This window comes from Streptomyces sp. NPDC029164, from assembly GCF_055563995.1.
The window spans coordinates 46,103-64,860 of record NZ_JBVHWW010000007.1; the positions used below are offsets into that span (position 1 = coordinate 46,103).

Genomic DNA, 18,758 nt, shown 5'->3' on the forward strand with positions numbered 1-18,758 from the left:
ATCCCCCGTTCACAGCACCCCGGACACCCCATGGCATCAGCGGGTCGCTCTTGACAGGCTGTGGCCCATGACCATGAGCCATGCCCTCCCCGACAACGATCGGCCTCCTCCCGTGCGCGCCGCTTTCAGCGCCGTGACGTGGAAGGAACTCGCCTATCTGCTGACCAATCTGCCGTTGGCGATCGTCGGATTCGTTTACGCGGTTGTCATGGTTTCCGTCACGGGCGGTCTTTCCGTGACCGCGATCGGAATTCCCCTGCTCGCATGCGGTCTCTATCTGTCTCGGCAAATGGGACGGCTGGACCGGGCACGCGCCCGCGTGCTGCTCGGCGTACGGGTGGACGAGCCGACCCCGATCCCCGGTCCGAAGCGGTCCGGCGGATTCTTCCCCTGGTTGTGGACGAGCATCAAGGACCCGGTGGGCTGGCGGACCGTGCTGTACCAGCTGATCCGGCTGCCGTGGGGGGTGCTCACCTTCACGGTAGCCCTGACGGGCCTGTTCGTGCTCTGGCCGGTGCTGCCGTACGTGGCACGGCTGCTGGCGAACGCGGACCGGGCGATGGTACGGGGGCTGCTGTCGCCCTCCGACGACCTGGAGCGGCGGATCGCGGAGCTGGAATCCGACCGCGGCGTGGTCGTCGACACCGCGGCGGCCGACCTGCGGCGCATCGAGCGGGACCTGCACGACGGAGCGCAGGCACGGCTGGTGGCGCTCGCGATGGGGCTGGGCCTGGCGAAGGAGAAGCTGCTGGAGGACCCGGAGGGCGCGGCCGCGATGGTCGACGAGGCCCACGGGGAGGTGAAGCTGGCGCTCCAGGAGCTGCGGGACCTCGCGCGGGGGATCCATCCCGCCGTGCTGACGGACCGGGGGCTGGACGCGGCGCTGTCGTCGGTGGCTTCGCGGTGCGTGGTGCCGGTGAAGGTTGCGGTGGATCTGCCGGAGGCGCGGCCGGCGGAGGCGATCGAGGGGATCGCGTACTTCGTGGTGTCCGAGCTGCTGCAGAACGTGAGCAAGCACGCGGGGCCGGGGGCGCGGGGCGCGAGCGTGGAGGTGTGGCGGGCGGGGGCGCGGCTGCTGATACGGGTGTCGGACGACGGGCGGGGCGGAGCGGGGGCCTCCGGCGGTGGGAGCGGGTTGGCGGGACTGGCGGAGCGGCTGGGGGCGGTGGACGGGGTGCTGGTGGTGGACTCGCCGGCCGGTGTCGGGACGACGGTGACGGCGGAGCTGCCGTGGCGTGACCGGGGCTGAGGCCCCCGGGCCCCCTTCCTTCTTTGTTGCTGGTGAGCGGGGCCCCTGCCCGGGTGGGCGGGGGTCCCGCTCCCGCCTGTGGGTGTGCGGGTGCCGGTGCGTGGGCGGGTGTCCGAGCCGGTGCGTGTGCGGGTGCGCCGCCCCAGACCCCGCGCCTCAAACGCCGGCGGGGCTGAAAGACCCGGGCTCCGCCCCGTACGCCGCGCCACGCCGGCGGGGGCTGGAATCGCGTGGGCGGTGGGGTTAACCCCCCGGTCGAGAGGCCGACTCGCCGCATGGTTCGGGGGTGTGGGGGGCGGCAGGGTGGGGGTGTAGCTGAGGAGCGGAAGGGTGGGTCGGGATCATGGACAACGGCAAGGGCACGGGCGGTGGTGTCGTGGCGGTGCTGCGGGCTCCGGTCGCGGGGCGGACCTGGCGGGAGTTCGGGTACCTGCTGATCGGGCTGCCGCTGAGCACGCTGTACTTCTCGCTCGCCATCACCGGGGTGAGCCTCGGCGCCGGGCTGCTCGTCACCTTCCTCGGCGTGCCGGTCCTCGCCGGCGTGCTCGCCATGTGCCGCGGGTTCGGCGCGGTGGAGCGGGCCCGGGTGCGCGTGCTGCTCGGGGCGGACATCGCCGGCCCCGCGCCGATCCGGGCCAAGAAGGCCGGGCCCCTCGCCGCGATGGGTGCGCTGCTCAAGAGCGGGAGCGCCTGGCGGCACGTGCTGTACTCCGTGATCCACTTCCCGTGGGCGGTGTTCGGGTTCTGCCTGGCACTGACGTTCTGGGCGTCGGGCTGGACGCTCCTGCTGTACCCACTCTGGTTCTGGGTCATCCCGACCTACACCGACCAGCCCGGGATGATGCTCTTCCAGAACGACGACTACTCCTTCTTCGTCGATTCCCCCGTGGAGATCGCCCTCGCCTGCCTGGCCGGGCTGGCGCTCACCCTCGCCACCCCCTGGGTGATCCGGGCCCTGACCACCGTCGACCGGGTCATGGTCGGTGGGCTGCTCGGGCGCTCCCGGCTGGCGAGCCGCGTCACGGAGCTGGAGTCGGACCGGGGCGTGGTGGTGGACACCGCGGCCGCTGACCTGCGGCGCATCGAGCGGGACCTGCACGACGGGGCGCAGGCCCGGCTGGTGTCGCTCGCGATGGACCTGGGGCTGGCGAAGGAGAAGCTCACCGAGGACCCGCAGGCCGCGGCACGCATGGTGGACGAGGCACACGGCGAGGTGAAGATCGCCCTGCAGGAGCTGCGGGACCTCGCGCGGGGAATCCATCCCGCCGTGCTGACGGACCGGGGCCTGGACGCGGCGCTGTCGTCGGTGGCCGCGCGGTGCGCGGTGCCGGTGCGGGTGGCCGTGGACCTTCCGGCCCGGCCGGTGGCGGCGATCGAGGGGATCGCGTACTTCACGGTCTCGGAGCTGCTGCAGAACATCAGCAAGCACGCGATGGCCCGCTCGGCCTCGGTGGACGTGTGGAAGTCCGGGGAGCGGCTGCTGATCCAGGTCGCGGATGACGGGCGGGGCGGGGCGGATGCCTTGGGTGGGGGGAGCGGGCTGGCGGGGTTGACGGGGCGGCTGGACGCGGTGGACGGGGTGCTGGTGGTGGACTCGCCCGCCGGTGTCGGGACGACGGTGACGGCGGAGCTGCCGTGGCGTGACCGGGGCTGAGGCCCCCGGGCCCCCTTCTTGTGTTGCCGGTGAGCGGGGCCCCTGCCCGGGTGGGTGGGGGCCCCGCCCGTGTGTGCGGGTGCCGGTGCCGGTGCCGGTGCCGGTGCGTTTCCCGGGGCGCCGCCCCAGACCCCGCGCCTCAAACGCCGGCGGGGCTGGATTCGGCGTCGCCGGCGGGGCTGGATTTGGCGCGGCTGTGGGGCGGCATGTGACCGTCCGGTTCGGGAAAACTGCCGCCGGACGCCCACGTGTTGTCTCGGCTCTGCCTTCACCAGGACTTAAGGCTGGGATGCTTGGCTGAGTCGTGTAGTGCGGGAACGAGTGGACGCGGGAGCTGCTGAGTCGTGGAAGACAGGGTGCGGGTGGTCATCGCCGAGGATTCAGTGCTGCTGCGTGAGGGCCTGACCCGGTTGCTGACCGACCGGGGGCATGACGTCGTGGCGGGCGTCGGGGACGCTGAGGCCCTGCTCAAGACGATCGCGGAGCTGGCGGCCGAGGACGCGCTGCCGGATGTGGTGGTGGCCGACGTACGGATGCCGCCGACGCACACCGACGAGGGCGTACGGGCGGCCGTACGGCTGCGCCGGGACCATCCCGGGATAGGCGTGCTCGTGTTGTCGCAGTACGTGGAGGAGCAGTACGCCACCGAACTCCTGGCCGGTTCGAGCACCGGGGTGGGGTACCTGCTCAAGGACCGGGTGGCCGAGGTACGGGAGTTCCTGGACGCGGTGGTCCGGGTGGCCCGGGGCGGTACGGCCCTGGACCCCGAGGTCGTCGCCCAGCTGCTCGGCCGCAGCCGCAAGCAGGACGTCCTGGCGGGGCTGACCCCGCGCGAGCGCGAGGTGCTCGGGCTGATGGCCGAAGGACGCACCAATTCCGCCGTGGCGAAACAACTGGTCGTGAGCGACGGAGCGGTGGAAAAGCACGTCAGCAACATCTTCATGAAGCTGGGCCTCTCGCCGAGTGACGGGGATCACCGGCGTGTACTGGCCGTTCTCACCTACCTGAAATCTTGATCCACTGACAGTCTGTCAGATACGGCATACCGGTCGGACCGTCTCAAGGGGCGGTCCTACGGTCCAGAATGTGATCGCCTCCGGGGAGCCTGATCCCTACGGACGTAGGGTGGGTTCTGGGGGTGCCCACGCCTCGAAGGAGGTCCAGTTCAGTGACCAGCCAGGTCAGCAGCCCAGCCGAGCAGGCCGACGGGGCCGGGGGTGCGGTTGGTGGACAACGCACCCCGGTGAGCCCGGGCAGCAAGGAAGTACGCCGTCTCGATCGTGTGATCATCCGGTTCGCGGGTGACTCCGGTGACGGTATGCAGCTCACCGGTGACCGGTTCACTTCGGAGACGGCGTCGTTCGGAAACGACCTGTCGACGCTGCCGAACTTCCCCGCCGAGATCCGCGCCCCCGCCGGAACCCTCCCAGGGGTCTCCTCCTTCCAGCTCCACTTCGCCGACCACGACATCCTCACGCCGGGCGACGCCCCGAACGTGCTGGTGGCGATGAATCCGGCGGCGCTGAAGGCGAACATCGCGGACGTGCCGCGCGGCGCGGAGATCATCATCAACACGGATGAGTTCACCAAGCGCCCCATGGCCAAGGTCGGCTACGAGACCTCGCCGCTGGAAGACGGATCCCTGGACGCGTACAACCTCCACCCGGTACCGCTGACCAGCCTGACGGTCGAGGCGCTGAAGGACTTCGGGCTCTCCCGCAAGGAGGCCGAGCGCAGCAAGAACATGTTCGCGCTGGGCCTGCTGTCGTGGATGTACCACCGGCCCACCGAGGGCACCGAGAAGTTCCTGCGGCAGAAGTTCGCGAAGAAGCCGGAGATCGCCGAGGCGAACATCGTCGCCTTCCGGGCCGGCTGGAACTTCGGGGAGACGACGGAGGACTTCGCGGTCTCCTACGAGGTCGCGCCCGCCACCCGCGCCTTCCCCACCGGCACCTACCGCAACATCTCGGGGAACCTGGCCCTCTCCTACGGCCTCATCGCCGCGAGCCAGCAGGCCGACCTGCCCCTCTACCTGGGCTCCTACCCGATCACCCCGGCCTCGGACATCCTGCACGAGCTGTCGAAGCACAAGAACTTCGGTGTGCGGACCTTCCAGGCCGAGGACGAGATCGCCGGCATCGGCGCGGCGCTCGGGGCGGCCTTCGGCGGGGCGCTCGGGGTGACCACCACCTCCGGGCCCGGTGTGGCGCTCAAGTCGGAGACCATCGGTCTCGCGGTGTCGCTGGAGCTTCCGCTGCTCATCGTGGACATCCAGCGCGGCGGTCCCTCCACCGGTCTGCCGACGAAGACGGAGCAGGCGGACCTCCTCCAGGCCATGTACGGCCGCAACGGCGAGGCGCCCGTCCCGATCGTGGCCCCGCGGACCCCCGCGGACTGCTTCGACGCCGCCCTGGACGCGGCCCGGATCGCGCTCACCTACCGGACTCCGGTCTTCCTGCTCTCCGACGGCTACCTCGCCAACGGCTCCGAGCCCTGGCGGGTCCCGGAGGTCGCGGACCTGCCCGACCTGAAGGTCAAGTTCGCCACGGGCGCGAACCACACCCTCGCCGACGGCACCGAGGTGTTCTGGCCGTACAAGCGGGACCCGGAGACCCTCGCCCGGCCGTGGGCCGTTCCCGGCACGCCCGGCCTCGAACACCGCATCGGCGGCATCGAGAAGCAGGACGGCACCGGCAACATCTCCTACGACCCCGCCAACCACGACCTCATGGTCCGCACCCGGCAGGCGAAGATCGACGGCATCCGGGTACCGGACCTGGACGTCGACGACCCGGACGGGGCAACCACCCTCGTCCTGGGCTGGGGTTCCACCTACGGCCCCATCACCGCGGCCGTGCGCCGGCTGCGGACCGCCGGACTCCCCGTCGCGCAGACCCACCTGCGCCACCTGAACCCCTTCCCCCGGAATCTCGGCGAGGTTCTGGAGCGTTACGAGAAGGTAGTGGTGCCGGAGATGAACCTCGGGCAGCTCGCCACCCTGGTCCGGGCGAAATACCTGGTCGACGCGCAGTCGTACACCCAGGTCAACGGAATGCCGTTCAAGGCCGAGCAGCTCGCAAAGGTCCTCGAGGAGGCCATCAATGACTGAGGTGACCGTGACCGACGGGTCCCGCACGCTGCTTTCGCTGGTGCCCAAGGCCGAGTCCAAGCAGTCGATGAAGGACTTCAAGTCGGACCAGGAGGTCCGCTGGTGCCCCGGCTGCGGCGACTACGCCGTGCTCGCCGCCGTTCAGGGCTTCATGCCCGAACTGGGGCTGGCGAAGGAGAACATCGTCTTCGTCTCCGGCATCGGCTGCTCCTCCCGCTTCCCGTACTACATGAACACGTACGGGATGCACTCCATCCACGGCCGCGCGCCCGCCATCGCCACCGGCCTCGCCACCTCCCGACGCGATCTGTCCGTCTGGGTGGTCACGGGCGACGGCGACGCGCTGTCCATCGGCGGCAACCACCTGATCCACGCCCTGCGCCGCAACGTCAACCTCAAGATCCTGCTGTTCAACAACCGGATCTACGGGCTGACCAAGGGGCAGTACTCCCCCACGTCCGAGGTCGGCAAGATCACCAAGTCCACGCCGATGGGCTCGCTGGACTCGCCCTTCAACCCGGTGTCGCTGGCGATCGGCGCCGAGGCCTCCTTCGTCGCCCGCACGGTCGACTCCGACCGCAAACACCTCACTGAGGTGCTGCGCGCGGCGGCCGACCACCAGGGCACGGCGCTCGTGGAGATCTACCAGAACTGCAACATCTTCAACGACGGCGCCTTCGAGGTCCTCAAGGACAAGGACCAGGCGCTGGAGGCCGTGATCCGGCTGGAGGACGGCCGGCCGATCCGCTTCGGCACGGACGGCGCGAAGGGCGTCGTGCGCAACCCGGCCACCGGCGATCTGGAGGTCGTCGACGTCACCCCGGCCAACGAGTCGCGGGTCCTGGTCCACGACGCGAAGACCGCCAGCCCCACGACGGCGTTCGCGCTCTCCCGCCTGGCCGACCCCGACACCCTGCACCACACCCCCATCGGGGTCTTCCGCAGCGTCGAGCGGCCCGTCTACGACACCCTCATGGCCGACCAGCTCGACACGGCCGTCGACCGCAGCGGCAAGGGCGACCTCGGTGCGCTGCTCACCGGCAACGACACCTGGACCGTCGTCGGCTGACCCGCACGGCACGGACACGCGACACGGACACGCGACACGGACACGGCCGTACGGAGCCGCACGAAGCCCGGATCTCGCAGGAGATCCGGGCTTCGGCGCGCAAGCCCCTGGAGATGTCATGAGTATCTCGCGATTACGGGCATGACATCCGGGCCGTGCGGCGCTACGGTCGTGAAGTTGGCTGGAAGTCGCACAGGAGGCCCCGTGAAGGCGGAGAACGAGCAGCGCACGGGTTTGCTCTACGGATTCGGCGCATACGGGATGTGGGGGCTGGTCCCCCTCTTCTGGCCGCTCCTGATGCCCGCGGGGGCCGTGGAGATCCTCGCCCACCGCATGACGTGGTCCCTGGCCGTGGTCGGGCTGGCGCTGCTCGCGGTGCGCCGCTGGGGCTGGATACGGGAGCTGCTGCGCCAGCCGCGCAAGCTCGGCCTGACCGCGCTGGCCGCATCGGTGATCGGCGTGAACTGGGGCCTGTACATCTGGTCGGTCAACAACGGCCACGTCGTCGAATCGAGCCTCGGCTACTTCATCAACCCGCTGGTCAGCATCGCGATGGGCGTGCTCCTCCTGGGCGAGCGGCTGCGCCGCGTGCAGTGGGTGGCGGTCGGCCTCAGCTTCGTCGCCGTCCTCGTGCTCGCCATCGGCTACGGGCGGCCGCCGTGGATCTCGCTGGTCCTGGCCTGCTCTTTCGCGACGTACGGGCTGATCAAGAAGAAGCTCAACATGGGCGGGCTGGAGTCGCTGGCCGCCGAGACGGCCATGCTGTTCCTGCCGGCCCTGGGCTACCTGGTGTGGCTGACCGCGCAGGGCCAGTCCACCTTCGCCGCACAGGGCGTCGGGCACGCGCTGCTGCTGGCCGCGACCGGACTGGTCACCGCGATCCCGCTGGTGCTCTTCGGGGCGGCCGCCATCCGCGTCCCGCTGTCCACCCTCGGGCTGCTCCAGTACATGGCCCCCGTCTTCCAGTTCGGGCTGGGCGTCCTGTACTTCCACGAGGCCATGCCGCCCGAGCGCTGGGCCGGCTTCTCCCTGGTGTGGGCCGCGCTCGCCCTCCTGACCTGGGACGCGCTGCGCACGGCACGGCGCTCCCGGGCAGCCCTCGCGGCAGCCCCCGTCGTCGTGGCGGCGCCGGCCCGCGAGCCCGCGTAACAGGACCGCCGCCGGGTACGCACCGGCAAACGCTCCACCCTCACGATCCCCGGTACGGACCACTCGTACCGGGGGTCGTCCGTTTTCCGAACTGCCGTGACCGGATTATGGTCTTGACGGACAGTCATACTCTCGCTGAACATCAGGCTCGCACTGACGCACTAACGCTCACCTGCTCTATCCCGCTCGTTCCGTCATATCCCCGCGGAATCCCGGAGCCCCCACATGAGCCTGTCCGTCTCCCGGCGCCTTGCCGCCGTGACCGCTTTCGCGGTCGCGGGCCTGATCGCCTCCACCGCACCCGCCGCCCTCGCCGCCCCCACGGCGGTCACCGCGGCGCCGACCCCGCCCGACATACCGCTGGCCAACGTCAAGGCCCACCTGTCGCAGCTCTCCACGATCGCCGCGAACAACGGCGGCAACCGCGCGCACGGCAGGGCCGGCTACAAGGCCTCGATCGACTACGTGAAGGGCAAGCTCGACGCGGCCGGCTTCACGACCACGCTGCAGACCTTCACCTCCAGCGGCGCCACCGGCTACAACCTGATCGCCGACTGGCCGGGCGGCGACCCCAACTCCGTGCTGATGGCGGGCGCGCACCTCGACTCCGTGACCTCGGGCGCGGGCATCAACGACAACGGCTCGGGCAGTGCGGCCGTCCTGGAGACGGCCCTCGCGGTCTCCCGGGCCGGCCTCCAGCCCACCAAGCACCTGCGCTTCGGCTGGTGGGGCGCGGAGGAGCTGGGCCTGGTCGGCTCGAAGTACTACGTCAACAACCTGCCGGCCGCCGAGCGCGCGAAGTTCTCCGGCTACCTGAACTTCGACATGATCGGCTCGCCGAACCCGGGCTACTTCGTCTACGACGACGACCCGACCATCGAGCAGACCTTCAAGAACTACTACGCGGGCCTCGGCGTGCCCACCGAGATCGAGACCGAGGGCGACGGCCGCTCCGACCACGCCTCGTTCAAGAACGTGGGCATCCCGGTCGGCGGCCTGTTCACCGGCGCCAGCAACACGAAGTCCTCGGCGCAGGCCCAGAAGTGGGGCGGCACGGCCGGTCAGGCCTTCGACCGCTGCTACCACTCCTCCTGCGACAGCCTGTCGAACATCAACGACACGGCCCTGGACCGCAACGCCGACGCCATCGCGTACGCGATCTGGAACCTCGGGGCGGCCACCCCGGTCCCGCCGGGCGCGTCCTTCGAGAGCACGACGGACGTGAACATCCCCGACTCCCCCGCCGCCGCGGTCAACTCGCCGATCACGGTCTCGGGCGTCGCGGGCAACGCCCCGGCCACCACCAAGGTGGACGTGAACATCGTCCACACGTACCGCGGTGACCTGGTCGTCGACCTGGTGGCGCCGGACGGCACGGTCTACAACCTGCACAACCGCACCGGCGGCAGCGCCGACAACCTCGTGCAGTCGTACACCGTCAACGCCTCCAGCGAGGTCGCGAACGGGGTCTGGAACCTCCGGGTCAAGGACGCGGCCGCGCAGGACGTCGGCTACGTCAACAGCTGGAAGATCACCTTCTAGGCGCACCGCCGGCCCTGCCGCACACGCGCCGATCCCCAAGGGCTCCGGCACGATCCCACCCGATCGTGCCGGGGCCCGTCGCCGTCCCGGACAGGGCCTACGCGTCCTCGGAGCGGCCCTGCAGCGAGGCGGGCAGCGGTTCCTGGATCCGGGCGCGCAGCTCCTCGGCGACGGCCGCGATGTCCGCGCGCCCCAGCTTCGCCGCCTCCACGAGGTCGCCGAGCTCCTCCGGCGAGGGCAGCTGCCGGGCCCCGGCCACCCGCAGGTACGAGCGGGTCGCGGCGGCCGCGTAGAACTCGTTCATCGGGGATTCCAGCGCCGGGCACACCGCGAGGGTGTGCAGAAACGCGGCAGCCCGCCACGCGGTGTCCGGGGCGGGCTGTTCGGGCACGAGGACGAGGTCGTTCTGGTGCCGGGCGACCGCGGCGGCCACCCCGGAGGGATCCCACACCGCGGGGTCGGACGGGAGATGGTGGGCCAGAGCGGTCCAGGCCCACTCCATGGTGATCTTCAATGGCCGAACCGCTCCTGGAAGTAGCTCCAGTGGTCGGCGAACTCCTCTATGCCCGACAGGAACTTCTTCCGGTCCTCGTCGAGTTCGCGTTCCGTGACCTCGGTGATCAGCGCGGTGACCGTCGTCCCCAGCGCCGCCGCGCGCGCCTTCAGGCGTTCGTGGAACTCTTCGTCCAGGCGGATGGTGACGTGTCTCGACATGTCCAACACCGTACAGCGGCTGTGCTGTACGGGCAGCAGGAATGCCGCGAGGGTGGGCAGGGACACAGTCCCGGCCCACCCTCGCGGCGCTCTCGTGCGGGGTGACGCCCGAGTGACTACTTGTTGGCGTCGGCCGCCTTCACCAGCGCGTCCTTGGTGACCGCGCCGACGTAGACCTTGCCGTCGTCCGTGACCAGGGCGTTGACCAGGCGGGTCGACAGGACCCGGCCCTCACCGAACTTCCCGGTGACCTTGTCCCCGAGGGAGTCGAGGAACTGCTTGGCCTCCTTCGGGGCGTTCTTGTCGTTCGCCGAGTTCTCGAAGTCCTTGAGGCCCTTGCCCGCGCCCGAGTCGATCCGCGCGACCGTCGCCCAGCCCTCGCCGAGCACCTTCACGTCGCCCTGGCCGTTCGGGCCGCCCAGCAGGCCGTCCAGGCCCGGGAAGGACTCCAGTGCCTTGAACCCCTCGCCCTTGTCGCCCTTGCCCGCCTCGTCCACGCCCTCGGTCAGCTTGGCGCCCTTGGGCGGGGTGAAGGCGAAGGTGTCGGCCGCCGGCTTGGCGAAGTCGACCTTGGTGAAGCCGGCGTCCACGATCGGCTTGCCGCCCTGGGAGGAGAGCAGCTGCACGCGCAGCGGCACGCCGGTCTTGGCGTCCACCGCGATCTGGACCGAGCCGACGGTGGAGCCGCTCTGCTTGGGCTTGAGCACCAGCTGGTAGGCGTCCCGGCCGGCCACCTGCGCGGTGTCGCCCACGCTGACGTCGGTGGTCGGGCCGGCGGCCTTCAGGAGCTCCTCGGCGATCTTCTGGGGGGAGGCGGCCAGCCGGTCGGCCGTCTTGTGCTCCTTGCCGGCGTCCTTGCCGGCGTCCTTGCCGCCCTGCGGGCTCTTCTCGTGGAAGACCTCGTTCGACTTGGAGTCGTAGCCCCACACGTCGTCGCCGTTGTGGATGAGGCTGTACTCGTCCTTGCCGTCCAGGAACGTGAGCTTCTGGCGGTCCGGGCCGTCGGCCGCGACGCGGAAGGTGTGGGTGCCGCTGGCCAGCTGCGCGACCTTGTCCTCCGGGTTGGCGGAGCCGCCGGCGACCCCGCCGCCGCCGAGCAGCCCGGTCGCGATCTTCGGGAGGCCCAGGTCGGTGCTGATCTTGGCCGTGCCCGACAGCTGCTGTACGTCGGAGGCGGCGACCTTCTCGATGAGCTGCTGCGCCGTCACCTTCGGCAGGTCGGGCCCGCCGGCGTTGGCGAAGGCCGGGACCATCGCCACGGTCGCCGCGGCCACACCCGCCACCGCCACCGGTACGGCGTACCGGGCGACCTTGCGAGAAGTCTTCGTGTTCGCTGCCATGTCAGTGCCCTGCCCTCTTGTGTCGACGGCGGCGACCGCCGTGTCGCCGCGCTCACCCGATCTGGTGGGGTTGATGACTCCATCTGACCAAATCACCGGCGCCGGGGCGTCAGTCCCCGGACGCAACTGTGCGTACGACCGTGGGATGACACGGGAAGGGCCCTCCCGCCCGGACCCGTAGGGGTCGCCGGGGCGGAAGGGCCCGTTCCGATACTGCGGGCGCCCGGAGGGCTAGCCGGCGCGGTGCACCACGGCGTCGCAGAGCTCTTCGAGCGCCGACTTCGCGAAGCACTCGGGCAGCGGAGCGAGCGTGGCCCGCGCCTCCTCCGCGTACCGGACGGTGTCGCGGCGGGCCTGCTCCAGGGCGGGGTGCGCCCGCAGCCGGGTCAGCACCTCGGCGTGGCGGGCGTCGTCCGTCAGGTCGCCGTCCAGGAGGCGTACGAGCTCCAGGTCCTCGGGGCGTCCGTCGCGCTCGGCCATCTCGCGCAGCCGCAGCACGGGCAGCGTGGGAATGCCCTCGCGCAGGTCGGTGCCCGGGGTCTTGCCGGACTCGTGCGCGTCGGAGGCGATGTCGAGGACGTCATCGGCGAGCTGGAAGGCGGTGCCGAGCCGCTCGCCGTACTGGGTGAGGATGTCGACGACCGACTCGTCGGCGCCGGCCATGAGCGCGCCGAAGCGGCCGGAGACGGCGATCAGCGAGCCGGTCTTGCCGGCGATGACGTCGAGGTAGTGGGCGACGGGGTCGCGGCCGTCGCGCGGACCGGCCGTCTCCAGGATCTGACCCGTCACCAGCCGCTCGAAGGCCTCGGCCTGGATGCGTACGGCCTCGGGTCCGAGGTCGGCCAGGATGTGCGAGGCGCGGGCGAAGAGGAAATCACCGGTCAGTACGGCGACCGAGTTGCCCCAGCGGGCGTTGGCGCTCTCCACGCCGCGCCGCACGTCCGCCTCGTCCATGACGTCGTCGTGGTAGAGGGTCGCCAGGTGGGTGAGCTCGACCACCACGGCGGACGGAACGATTCCGGGCGCGTAGGGATCCCCGAAGCGGGACGCGAGCATCACCAGCAGCGGCCGGAACCTCTTGCCTCCGGCGCGGACCAGGTGCTGTGCGGCCTCGGTGATGAAGGGGACTTCGCTCTTGGTGGCCTCCAGCAGACCCGCCTCGACGGCGGCCAGTCCGGCCTGGACATCGGTCTCAAGAGCCTGGTCCCGCACGCTCAGTCCGAACGGCCCGACGACGGTCACGAGGGGTACTCCTGTCTGCTGACGATCACGCTGACGATCACATGGATTGTCGATGTGTCGCTGCCATCACTCAAGCCAGCGTATCGGGTCTGTTTTCGATCACCGAGAGCGCCTTCCCGGCCACCACCCGAGCACTGTCCGATACGCACCGGTATGTTCTGAAGGAGCCGAAACAACCGGAGCATACGTTTTGCCCAGAACTGCGACCGACAGGGACGAGCCCGCGGATCCGGCGGACGACCAGCCGCCGCCCCGCGACGACCACGCCATCCCCAGCCACCCGCTCGGCCTCGCCACGCTCTCCGGTCCGGAGGTCTGGGAGCGCTTCTCCTTCCTCGGCATGCAGGCGATCCTCGTCCTCTACTCCGCGGACGCGGTGGCGAACGGCGGCCTCGGCATGGCCCCCGGCACCGCGGCCTCCGTGTCGGCGGCGTACGGGACCATGGTCTACCTCGTCTCCGTCGCCGGCGGATGGCTCGCCGACCACATCCTCGGTTCGTACCGGACCGCGCTCTGGGGCGGCATCCTGATCGCCTGCGGCCACTACGCCATGGCCGCGCCGACCGCCGCCATGACCTGGGTCGGCCTCAGCCTGATCAGCGCGGGCACCGGCCTGCTCAAGCCGAACGTGGCCACCATGGTCGGCAAGCTGTACCGGACGGACGACGACCGGCGCGACGCGGGCCTGGTCCAGTACGTGCTCGGCCGCCGCCACCTGGCCGGACGCAAGCACTCCGCCGAGTACGCCCTGGCGCCCGCGGCGATGTGCGGGGCCGTGTGGCGGATCGTCGGCGGCTGCCTCGCCTTCGCCGCTCTCGCCACCCTTCTGGCGGCCGCCGGCCGGCTGACGACGGACCGCTTCGTGGACCCGCTCACCCTCGTCTCGGTGATCGCCCCCGTCGTCTACTTCGCGGTGATGTTCCGCCAGCCTGAGCGGCGCCGCCGCGGTGGCGGTGGGCCTCGCCGTGATCGCGCCGGCCCCGTGGCTGCGGCGCACGACGCACCCCGTCCACTGAGGTCCATGGAGGTGGCTCAGGCATGATCATCCGTACCGCGTTCCCGTACGAGACCACCCACGAGGATGTCCGGATCCCGATGGCCGACGGCGTGGAACTGTACGCGCGCGTCTGGCGGCCGGTGACGGACGAGCCGGTTCCGGCACTGCTGGAGTACCTTCCGTACCGGCTCACCGACTGGACCGCGCCGCGCGACTGGCAGCGCCACCCCTGGTACGCGGGCCACGGCTACGCCTCGGTACGCGTGGACGTGCGCGGCCACGGCTGCAGCGGCGGCCGTCCCGGCGACGAGTACGACGCCCGGGAGCTGGCCGACGGGGTGGCGGTGGTGGAATGGCTGGCGGCGCAGCCGTGGTGCACGGGCTCGGTGGGAATGTTCGGGATCGCCTGGGGCGGCTTCAACTCCCTCCAGATCGCCGCCCTCGCCCCGGAGGCGCTGAAGGCGGTCGTCACCGTCTGCTCGACGGACGACCGCTTCGACAACGACGTGCACTACATGGGCGGCTCGGTCCTGGCCGTGGACATGCACGCCTGGGCGGCGACCATGCTGGCCTTCGCCTCCCGGCCGCCGGACCCGCTGTTCGTCGGCGACGGCTGGCGGCAGCAGTGGCTGGACCGGCTGGAGGCGGTCGAACCGCCGGTCCACACCTGGCTCTCACACCAGACCCGCGACGCCTACTGGCGCCACGGCAGCGTCTGCGAGGACTACGGGGCGATCGGCGCGGCGGTGCTCGCGGTGGGCGGCTGGCACGACCCGTACCGGGACACCGTGCTGCGGCTGGTCGAACACCTGCCGTCCGGGCGGGTACGGGGTCTGATCGGGCCCTGGTCGCACCAGTACCCGGACCGAGGGCTGTCCCCGGGACCTGCGATCGGCTTCCTCCAGGAGACCCTGCGCTGGTGGGACCACTGGCTGCGGGGCACCGACAACGGGGTGATGGACGAGCCGCTGCTGCGTGCCTGGATCAGCGACTCCCACCCGCCGGCGACGGTCTACGAGGAGCTCCCGGGCCGCTGGGTCGGCGAGAAGGCCTGGCCGTCGGCATCCGTGATCCCCGTCCCGTACGTCTTCCAGGGCGCGCCGGTGGACGTCGCCTCCCCGCAGCACACCGGGATGGACGCGGGCCGCTTCTTCCCCTTCGGCAACGACGCCGACCTGCCGCCGGACCAGCGGGAGGAGGACGCGAAGTCGGCCTGCTTCGAGTTCCCGGTGGGGAGCGGGGAGCCGGTGGAGATCCTGGGCCGGCCCTCGGTGACCCTGCGGCTGCGGCTCGACGTGCCCTACGGGCAGGTCGTGGCCCGGCTGTGCGACGTCGCCCCGGACGGGGCCTCGACGCTGGTCACGCGGGGCGCGCTGAACCTGTCCGCCCGCCAGGGCCGGGACCGGGCCGTGCCGTGGCCGGTGGGCTCCTACGAGGACGTCACCTTCGAGCTGAACGGCATCGGCCACGCCTTCCCGCCCGGGCACCGGATCCGGCTCGCCGTGTCCTCCGCGTACTGGCCGTGGATCTGGCCGCGGGCCGGGTCGGAGGCCGGCTGGACCCTGGACCCGGCGGGCAGCGCGCTGACCCTGCCGGTGCGGGCGGGCTCCGCGGCGGACGGCGGGATCGCCTTCGAGCCTCCGGAGCAGGCGCCGCCGCTGGGGGTCGCCTTCCCGGCCACGCTGGACGAACCGCGCCCGGACCGGCTGGTCGTACGGGACGTCGCGCGCGGGACGTGGCGGCTGGAGGTGGACCCGCGGTACGGGGGCACGCGGGTGTACCCGGACGGCCTGGAGTTCAGCGAGGACGCGGAGGAGGTGTACGAGATCCAGGACGCCGACGCGCTGTCCGCGCGGGCCCGGTCCCAGTGGCGGATCCGGCTCCACCGGCCCGAACTGGGCTGGGACGTGCGGGTGGAGACGCGGTCGGAGATCTCGTGCGACGAGGGCGGCTTCGTGACGTCGAACGAGGTGGTGTGCCGGGAGGGGGGCGAGGTGGTCTTCCACCGGACGTGGGAACGCCGGTTGCCTCGGGCGGCGGGCTAGGCGGGTCCAACCGCCCTGGCGGGCGGCCCTGGGGCTCCGCCCCGGACCCCGCGCCGCAAACGCCGGCGAGGCTTCGAGACCGGGGCCGGCGGTCAGCCGTAGAGGCGCTCCAGGACCACCGCGATGCCGTCGTCCTCGTTGGACAGGGTGATCTCGTCGGCTACCGCGACCAGCTCGGGGTGGGAGTTGGCCATGGCCACCCCGTGCGCGGCCCACGCGAACATCGGGACGTCGTTCGGCATGTCCCCGAAGGCGATCGTCCCGGCCGGGGACGCCCCCAGGACTTCCGCCGCCCGCGCGAGCCCACTGGCCTTGTCGATGCCCGGCGGCTGGAGTTCCACCGTGTGCTCCCCCGCCATCGTGACGTTCACCAGGTCCCCGACCACCGCCCGCGCCACCCGCGTCAGCTCGTCGTCGTCCAGCTCCGGGTGCTGGAGCAGCACCTTGTTGATCGGGGCGGTCCACAGGTCCGAGCGCCGCGGCACCGACACCGTCGGCAGGTGCGGGTGCCACATCCGGTAGCCCGGCCCTATCAGCATCTCCGCGTCCAGTCCCTCCTGGTTGACCGCCGCGTAGACCTCGCCGATCTCCGCCTCGATCTTGCCGAGGGCCACCTCGGCCAGTTCCCGGTCCATGGAGACGGAGTGCAGCAGGCGCCCGCGCGCCGCGTCGTACACCTGCGCGCCCTGCCCGCACACCGCGAGCCCTGTGTACCCGAGGTCGTCGAGGACGTGTCGGACCTGTGGGACCGGGCGGCCGGTGACGATGATGTGCCGGGCGCCGGCCGCGCGGGCCGTCGCGAGGGCCGTGTAGGACCGGGCCGAGACGGTGTCACCGGCGCGCAGCAGAGTCCCGTCCAGGTCGGTGGCGATCAAGGCATAGGGGAGGGCCGGAGGCGGCGCGGAAGTCACGGCGCCAAGGATACGGACCCCTTTGGACAAGTCCTACAAATAGAGCGCGAATCCGGCCTCCCGCACGCCCCATCCGTCACTTTGACGCGCTCCCGCGTCGAGCAGGACAGGGGCGGGGCAGGGAAGTGCACAACCCCGACCGTAGAGCCCCCGCTCGACCGCACGTACCAAAAGATCAGATATGACCGGAACTGTGGATACCTGACCACGAGCGTCGTCCCGGGGTGTGTTCCATCTCCGCCCGGGTGCCCGCGCTTTCCCGCAGGATCCTGAGTAGCGTGTCCCGCACCGTGTCTACCGGGACACCCCCGGACCGCGTCGAAAGCGAGGCAGTACCCCATGCCCCAGCAGAGCCCCCTCGATGTCCCCGAGGGCGACCCGTTCGGGCCGCACAACCTCCCCTACGGCGTCTTCTCGACCGCCGCGGACGACCGGCGGCGGGTCGGCGTCCGCATCGGCGGATTCGTCCTCGACGCGGGGGCGGCCGCGGCCGCGCTCGGCTCCCCGTTCGCGGGACTGCTCGGGCGGTCCTCCCTCAACCCGCTGCTGGCCGCCGGCCACACCGCCTGGCGCGACGTGCGCCGCGCGCTGACCGCCTGGGTCACCGACCCCGGCCACCGCCCCACCGTCGAGCCGCACCTGGTGCCGCTCGACGAGGTCACCCTGCACCTGCCGTACGAGGTAGCCGACTACGTCGACTTCTACGCCAGCGAGCACCACGCCACCAACGTCGGAAAGATGTTCCGCCCCGACGGCGACGCGCTGACCCCCAACTGGAAGCACCTGCCGATCGGTTACCACGGCCGCTCCGGCACGATCGTGGTCTCCGGCACCGACGTCGTACGCCCCAGCGGCCAGCGCAAGGCGCCCACCGACCCGGCGCCCGTCTTCGGCCCGTCGGTCAAGCTCGACATCGAGGCCGAGGTCGGCTTCGTCGTCGGCACCCCCTCCGAGCTGGGCCGGCCGGTGGCGCTGGGCGACTTCGAGGAGCACGTCTTCGGGCTGTTCCTCCTCAACGACTGGTCGGCGCGCGACATCCAGGCCTGGGAGTACGTGCCGCTCGGCCCCTTCCTCGGCAAGTCCTTCGCCACCTCCGTCTCCGCCTGGGTCACCCCGCTGGAGGCCCTGGACGCGGCCCGGGTCGCCCCGCCCGCACGCGACTTCCCGCTCCAGCCCTACCTGGACGACGCCGACCTCGACCGCCCCGGCGGCTTCGACCTGCGCATCACCGTCTCGATCAACGGGCAGGAGGTGGCGCAGCCGCCCTTCGCCACCATGTACTGGACGGCCGCCCAGCAGCTCGCCCACATGACCGTCAACGGCGCTTCCCTGCGCACCGGCGACGTCTTCGGTTCCGGCACCGTCAGCGGCCCCGAGGTCGGCCAGCGCGGCTCGCTGCTGGAGCTCACCTGGAACGGCCGCGACGCCATCGAGCTCACCGACGGCAAGCGCACCTTCCTGGAGGACGGGGACACCGTTACCCTCACCGCCTGGGCCCCCGGCCCGGACGGCACCCGCGTCGGCCTCGGCGAGGTCGCCGGACGCATCGTGGGATCGCGCTAGTCCGACAGCGTACGCCGGGACGGCGGTGGCGGCCCCGGCCACCACCGCCGTCCGCGCATGTGCGGCCCCCGTTCGGAGGCGCGCCGCGTGCGCCCGGCGGGCGCGGCCGGGATGGTGGACGGACGAATGGAAGCGGGAACCCGTACCCCGTACCCCCACCGCCAGGAGCCGCCG

At 71.4% G+C, this 18,758-nt stretch carries 14 protein-coding genes and 1 pseudogene; 10 read left to right on the forward strand and 5 right to left on the reverse strand.

Going from position 1 to position 18,758, the window contains the following annotated elements; translation table 11 throughout:
- Positions 1-67: 67 nt before the first annotated feature.
- The 7 genes from ACZ4VT_RS09025 (at position 68) to ACZ4VT_RS09055 (ending at position 9,772) form a co-directional block, all read left to right on the forward strand.
- The gene (locus ACZ4VT_RS09025) at positions 68-1,249 is read left to right on the forward strand and encodes a sensor histidine kinase (RefSeq protein WP_467947897.1); all 1,182 of its coding nucleotides are present in this window, start codon (positions 68-70) and stop codon (positions 1,247-1,249) included.
- Between the two features lie 343 nt (positions 1,250-1,592).
- Complete coding sequence (locus ACZ4VT_RS09030) at positions 1,593-2,903, forward strand: sensor histidine kinase (RefSeq protein WP_467947899.1); 1,311 nt, start codon at positions 1,593-1,595, stop codon at positions 2,901-2,903.
- Between the two features lie 356 nt (positions 2,904-3,259).
- Positions 3,260-3,919 carry a response regulator transcription factor gene (locus ACZ4VT_RS09035; RefSeq protein WP_351290710.1) on the forward strand — a complete coding sequence of 220 codons (660 nt, stop codon included), beginning with the start codon at positions 3,260-3,262 and terminating at the stop codon, positions 3,917-3,919.
- Positions 3,920-4,071: 152 nt separating this feature from the next.
- Positions 4,072-6,012, forward strand: coding sequence for a 2-oxoacid:acceptor oxidoreductase subunit alpha (locus ACZ4VT_RS09040; RefSeq protein ID WP_467947901.1), 1,941 nt, complete (start codon positions 4,072-4,074; stop codon positions 6,010-6,012).
- Positions 6,005-7,081 carry a 2-oxoacid:ferredoxin oxidoreductase subunit beta gene (locus ACZ4VT_RS09045; protein ID WP_467947903.1) on the forward strand — a complete coding sequence of 359 codons (1,077 nt, stop codon included), beginning with the start codon at positions 6,005-6,007 and terminating at the stop codon, positions 7,079-7,081. Before ACZ4VT_RS09040 ends, ACZ4VT_RS09045 begins: the two co-directional genes overlap by 8 nt.
- 204 nt (positions 7,082-7,285) lie before the next feature.
- Positions 7,286-8,230, forward strand: a complete 945-nt coding sequence (gene rarD / locus ACZ4VT_RS09050) for an EamA family transporter RarD (protein WP_467947905.1) — start codon at positions 7,286-7,288, stop codon at positions 8,228-8,230.
- A gap of 225 nt (positions 8,231-8,455) precedes the next feature.
- Positions 8,456-9,772, forward strand: coding sequence for a M28 family metallopeptidase (locus ACZ4VT_RS09055; protein ID WP_467947907.1), 1,317 nt, complete (start codon positions 8,456-8,458; stop codon positions 9,770-9,772).
- 97 nt (positions 9,773-9,869) lie between these two features.
- On the opposite strand, the gene ACZ4VT_RS09060 is transcribed toward ACZ4VT_RS09055, so the two are convergent.
- The 4 genes from ACZ4VT_RS09060 to ACZ4VT_RS09075 all read right to left on the reverse strand — a co-directional run bounded on the left by ACZ4VT_RS09060 (position 9,870) and on the right by ACZ4VT_RS09075 (position 13,068).
- Positions 9,870-10,286: a hypothetical protein gene (locus tag ACZ4VT_RS09060; protein ID WP_467947909.1), complete on the reverse strand. Its 417-nt coding sequence runs from the start codon at positions 10,284-10,286 to the stop codon at positions 9,870-9,872.
- On the reverse strand, positions 10,283-10,486 hold the full coding sequence (locus ACZ4VT_RS09065; protein WP_234323499.1) for a hypothetical protein: 204 nt from the start codon (positions 10,484-10,486) through the stop codon (positions 10,283-10,285). Before ACZ4VT_RS09065 ends, ACZ4VT_RS09060 begins: the two co-directional genes overlap by 4 nt.
- A gap of 116 nt (positions 10,487-10,602) precedes the next feature.
- Positions 10,603-11,826, reverse strand: coding sequence for a LolA family protein (locus ACZ4VT_RS09070; RefSeq protein WP_467947911.1), 1,224 nt, complete (start codon positions 11,824-11,826; stop codon positions 10,603-10,605).
- Positions 11,827-12,057: 231 nt separating this feature from the next.
- On the reverse strand, positions 12,058-13,068 hold the full coding sequence (locus tag ACZ4VT_RS09075; protein WP_319722222.1) for a polyprenyl synthetase family protein: 1,011 nt from the start codon (positions 13,066-13,068) through the stop codon (positions 12,058-12,060).
- Between the two features lie 190 nt (positions 13,069-13,258).
- On the opposite strand from ACZ4VT_RS09075, the pseudogene ACZ4VT_RS09080 reads away from it, so the two are divergent.
- Positions 13,259-13,999 (forward strand): annotated as a pseudogene (locus tag ACZ4VT_RS09080) (POT-type proton-dependent oligopeptide transporter); the annotation flags it as partial.
- A gap of 107 nt (positions 14,000-14,106) precedes the next feature.
- Entirely contained in the window at positions 14,107-16,110 is a 2,004-nt protein-coding gene (locus ACZ4VT_RS09085; RefSeq protein ID WP_467947913.1) for a CocE/NonD family hydrolase, read from the forward strand.
- 92 nt (positions 16,111-16,202) lie between these two features.
- Here the strand turns inward: ACZ4VT_RS09085 and ACZ4VT_RS09090 are convergent, their stop codons facing one another.
- The gene (locus ACZ4VT_RS09090) at positions 16,203-17,021 is read right to left on the reverse strand and encodes an HAD family hydrolase (protein WP_467947915.1); all 819 of its coding nucleotides are present in this window, start codon (positions 17,019-17,021) and stop codon (positions 16,203-16,205) included.
- 339 nt (positions 17,022-17,360) lie between these two features.
- Here ACZ4VT_RS09090 and fahA point away from each other — a divergent pair, with 339 nt between their 5' ends.
- Positions 17,361-18,584, forward strand: a complete 1,224-nt coding sequence (gene fahA / locus ACZ4VT_RS09095) for a fumarylacetoacetase (protein ID WP_467947917.1) — start codon at positions 17,361-17,363, stop codon at positions 18,582-18,584.
- Positions 18,585-18,758 lie beyond the last annotated feature (174 nt).